The organism is Nocardia sp. JMUB6875 (genome assembly GCF_041154655.1).
GTDB lineage: Bacteria > Actinomycetota > Actinomycetes > Mycobacteriales > Mycobacteriaceae > Nocardia.
Genome location: NZ_BAAFGR010000315.1, coordinates 1 through 4,384 on the forward strand (window position 1 = coordinate 1; position 4,384 = coordinate 4,384).

Annotated in this window: 3 protein-coding genes; 2 read left to right on the forward strand and 1 reads right to left on the reverse strand. The window is 69.0% G+C overall.

Features of this window, described 5'->3' with window-relative positions:
• The first annotated feature begins 134 nt into the window (after positions 1 to 134).
• The gene (locus tag ACAM49_RS38940; RefSeq protein WP_369640530.1) at positions 135 to 935 is read left to right on the forward strand and encodes an HAD family hydrolase; all 801 of its coding nucleotides are present in this window, start codon (positions 135 to 137) and stop codon (positions 933 to 935) included.
• Positions 936 to 1,006: 71 nt separating this feature from the next.
• Here the strand turns inward: ACAM49_RS38940 and ACAM49_RS38945 are convergent, their stop codons facing one another.
• The gene (locus tag ACAM49_RS38945; RefSeq protein WP_369640528.1) at positions 1,007 to 3,313 is read right to left on the reverse strand and encodes an N-acetylmuramoyl-L-alanine amidase; all 2,307 of its coding nucleotides are present in this window, start codon (positions 3,311 to 3,313) and stop codon (positions 1,007 to 1,009) included.
• Positions 3,314 to 3,479: 166 nt separating this feature from the next.
• On the opposite strand from ACAM49_RS38945, the gene ACAM49_RS38950 reads away from it, so the two are divergent.
• Positions 3,480 to 4,384 (forward strand): SpoIID/LytB domain-containing protein (locus ACAM49_RS38950; protein WP_369640529.1); only part of this gene is annotated, 905 nt, incomplete at its 3' end.

Genomic DNA, 4,384 nt, shown 5'->3' on the forward strand with positions numbered 1-4,384 from the left:
GGGTTGGGGTGTGGCCCCGGTGGGGTGCCGGAAAGGTCTCGTTTGTACGGCGGGGTCCGGAATCCACGGGCGCGGGGGATGGCGCTCGAGGCAGGATGGAGTAGGTGACGCTCTTTCACCTGCCCAAACCCAAGATGGTCGCCTCCGATGTGGACGGCACGCTCATCGATCACGGTGAGCGGGTGAGTGCGCGTACCAAGGCGGCGATCGAGGCGCTCATCGCGGACGGGGTGCCGTTCGTGCTCGCCACGGGGCGGCCGCCGCGGTGGATCGATCCGGTGGTCGAGGGGCTGGGGTTCGCGCCCCTGTGCGTGTGCGGCAACGGTGCGGTGATCTACGACAGTGCGGCCGACCGGGTGCTGGACAGCCGGACGCTGGATGTCGAAACCCTGACCTGGGCGGCCGAACTCGCGGAACACCTGCTGCCGGGATGCGGGCTGGCGGCCGAGCGGGTCGGGGTGAGCGCGCACGACGCCGCCACCCCGCAGTTCGTGAGTTCGCCGGAGTACGAGCACGCGTGGCTGAATCCGGACGATACGCAGGTCTCCCGGGCCGAGGTCATCTCCGCCTCCGCGATCAAGATGCTGATCCGCCTGCCCGGCGCGGCCAGCTCGTTCATGCGCGCCACCTTGGAACCCCACCTGTCCGGCCGCGTCGACCTGACCTACTCCACCGACAACGGCCTCATCGAGCTGTCCGCCCCCGGCGTCACCAAGGCGTCGGGCCTGACCACGGTCGCCCAGCGCCTCGGCGTCCAGCACAGCTCCCTGATCGCCTTCGGCGACATGCCGAACGACGTCCCCATGCTCCTCATGGCGGGCCATGGCGTAGCCATGGCCAACGCCCACCCCGAAGCCATTGCCGCCGCCGACGAGGTCGCCCCCTCCAACTCCGACGACGGCGTCGCCCGCACCCTCGAACGCTGGTGGTCCTGAACAAGATCAGGGAGCTCTCAATGCTGGAATCCGGACAGAATTCCTGTGTGAGAGCTCCCTGATCTCGAAACTCAGTTGGTTGTCGCGAGGGGCTCGGGGACGGGGGCAGCCTGGGCGGGTGTGCCCAAGGCCGGGATGGGCTTGCCGGGAGCCGGGTCCTGGACCGCGCCGTAGTTCTTCAGGACGGTGGTGACGATTCCGGTGATCCGGTTGAAAATCAGTGCGCCGTTTTGGAAGTCGGTGCGGACACCGTCCTGGACGGCGTATTCGTTGCTCGACGGGAGGCCCAGAATGCCCGCGCCCGCGCCCAATTGCAGGAAGCGCTCCAGGATCTTCCCGACCACCGAGAAGATCTGGCCGGACGGATTCGAATACACGTAGCCGTTGGCGAACTGCCCGTACTGGCTGCCGTCCGCGAGCGCGACCGGCTCCGCCTTCGGTTGTCCCAGTGGGCCGTTCGCGCCGCCCTGCTCGTTCCAGTACCGCGCCACCGGGGACCGGTCGAGCATGTTCAGGATCTTCTGGGTGAGATCGGCGAGGGCGGCCAGATCGGCCTGATTCGACTGATTGGCGTCCGGCGCTGGGGCCGGTTGCGTGTTGCCGGCGTTCTGGCCGGGTCGGGTGCGCGGCGTATTCGGCTGCACGACCGTCCCGCCCGCGGTGTCCTGCGCGATCTGGCGGATCTTGTCCATCAGCGCGTAGGCGGCGTCGCCGGGGCAGGTGGTGTTGCCGACGTCCCGGTGCGCGAAGATATTGGGCAGCTTGACCGCTTGTCCCAGTGCGTATTTCGTGTAATCGCTGCCCTCGGAGTACATGGTGCTCGACCCCTCGGGATCGATGCCCGCGACCTTGGCGCGCCAGCCGATGTACTTGCCGATCGCCTGGATGGACACATCCGTCGGGGCCTCGTCCTCGTAGTCGCCCATCAGCGCGACACCGGCGGTATTGATATTGAATCCGCCCGCGTGCGCGCCCTCGACCGGGCGGTCCAGCCCGCCGTAGCGGCCCTCGAAGATCTGGCCGTACTTGTCGACGAGCGCGTTGTAGCCGATGTCGCACCAGCCCAGCGTCTTCGCGTGATACGCGTAGATGGCGCGCACGATGCCCGCGGACTCGGCCTTGGTGTAGTCATTGCGACCCGCGGTGTGGTGCACCGTGATCGCGGTGACGCCGTCGTCGTAGGTGGGTTCCTCGCAGCGCAGCGATTCGTCCGCGCCCCACTGGGCCCGGGAGATCACCTTGGGCCCGCCGCCGGGCAGCGGCGCGGCCACCGTGGAGAGGTTCTCGTCGATGCTGCCGCGGCCCGGATCGATGAGTACCGCGGCCAGTTTCTCCAGGTTGATCTGGGCCGGGTCGGCCGAACCGTCGTCGAGCGGCTTGGGCTCGGCGGGTGCGGCGACGGGCTTGCGGGTCACCAGCATCTGCACGGTCTTGGTATTGCCGACGTAGATCGGTTCGGTGCCGATGCGCTTGCCCGCCCGGTCGTTCCCGGTCTCGGCCTCGGCGTCGTACCACGGGCCCCAGGTGCCGTCGGGGCGCTGGGCGCGGATCTTGGTGGTGGTGCCGACCAGGTCCGCCGCGGTGAGCGCGACCATGCTGAAGGGGGTGTCGCGGGTCAGTTCCTTCACCTGCGCGCCGACCTTGTCGGCCAGGTCGGTGGGTACCGCGCCGGGGGCCAGGGCCGGGGCGTTCGGGTCGCCGGTGAGACCGGGGACGGGAGCCGCCGGGTCGGGCACCGCGGATTCGGCTGGGACGGTGGGTGATTCGGCAGCCGGCGGGACCTCGGGCCCCGGCTCGGCGATGAAACCCGGTGCGCCCGAGACGGGTTTGGTCGGTTGCGGGGCGGCGGTGGTGGTCGAAGGGGTGGCCGCCGGTGCTGCCGGGCGGGTGGAACCGGGAGTGGTGCCGCCCGGCGGAGCGACCGCGGGTACGGCCGGGCGGGTCGAGCCGGGCGGGACGGCCGCCTGCGGGGTGACCCCGGGAGTCGCCGGGCGTGTCGTAGGTGGTGCGGTGGTGCCGGGCGGCTGGGGCGCCGAATTCAGGCGGGGCAGCGGAATCTCACTGGGTAGTTGCACGCCCGGAATGAGATTCGGCGGGATCTGAATCGCTCTGGGCAGCGGCAGCATCCGCAGATCGGACAGGTGTAGGTCGGGCAGATTCAGCCCGGTGAGCTCACGCAGCGGCAGGACGATGTCGGGTGCCGAAGCCAGGGCGACTTCGGCCATTTGCGCAGGTATAGCTGCCAGATTGCTCTCATCCGTGGCCCGGACATCGCGGGTATCGCTCAGCGCCAGGATGCCGACGGGCGCGGCCAGGGCGAGGACGGTGACAACCGGGAGCGTTATGGCGTGTTTCGGTCTGCGATACGGCACGAGCATCTCCCATTCGAGGTAAATCCGTCTAACCGCGCCCTGAGCACAAGCTTGCTACTTGGCGCATCAGCGATCACACTAGTCCCTATTGTCACATTCTCTGAACGTATGGTTGAGGCTTAGCTTTGGGTAACTCGAATGTAGCTTCGGCTCTCGACAGAACGGGTATGACATGCCGGACGGATACCTAGCCCAGCGCCGGAAACGGCGCGGTCTGCTCACCCTGTCCCTCGTCACGGCCGCCGCCACCGGCGGTACCGCACTCCTGATCTGGGCCTGGCCCGACAATGGCTTCCACCTCACCGTCGGCGCCGGTCACGGCCGCGGACTCAGCCAGAACGGCGCCTTCGACAAGGCCGTCGAAGGCTGGACCGCCGATCGCATTCTGGCCAACTACTACTCCGGGGCCGAGCTCGCCGAGATCGGCCCGACCACGGTCCGCGTCCGCCTCATGGAGCAGGACGACAAGACCCTCGACGTCGCCTCCGACTCCGTCTTCTATGTCGCCGGCCGCCGCGTAATCCCCGGCCAGGCAGCGCATTTGACCCCCACCGCCACCGGCGCGGACGTCACCATCACCCAGGGCTGCGACGGCGGCAAGCTGTGGGAGGGCAGCACCGACGACCCCTGGGCCTACCCCGTCGTCGACGGCGTCGACCGCCCCGCGGGCGAACAACTCGAGATCTGCGGCGGCAACGCCTACCGCGGCCTGCTCGGCGTCGCTCTCGACAAGGGCTCCCCCCGCACCGTCAACGACCTCGACCTCGACGACTACCTCAAGGGCGTCGTCCCCGCCGAAATGGTCCCCGGTTGGGCCGACCAGGGCGGCACGGAAGCCCTTCGCGCCCAAGCCATCGCGGCCCGCTCCTACGCCCTGGCCGAACAGCGCTACGACTACGCCCAGACCTGCGACACCACCGACTGCCAGATGTACGTCGGCACCGACAAGGAAGACCCCCGCACCACCGCCGCCGTCGTCGCCACCTCCGGCCGAGTCCTGGTGCGCGACAACCGCATCCTCCGAGCCGAATACTCCGCGGCCCCCGACGGCGGCGGTGGTGCGGGGGTCTTCCTTGT

What these genes read in the sequence shown, in the direction of transcription:
- ACAM49_RS38940 (WP_369640530.1), top strand. Translation starts at nt 135, where the DNA reads ATGGTCGCCTCCGATGTGGACGGCACGCTCATCGATCACGGTGAGCGG.
- ACAM49_RS38945 (WP_369640528.1), bottom strand. Translation starts at nt 3,313, where the DNA reads ATGCTCGTGCCGTATCGCAGACCGAAACACGCCATAACGCTCCCGGTT.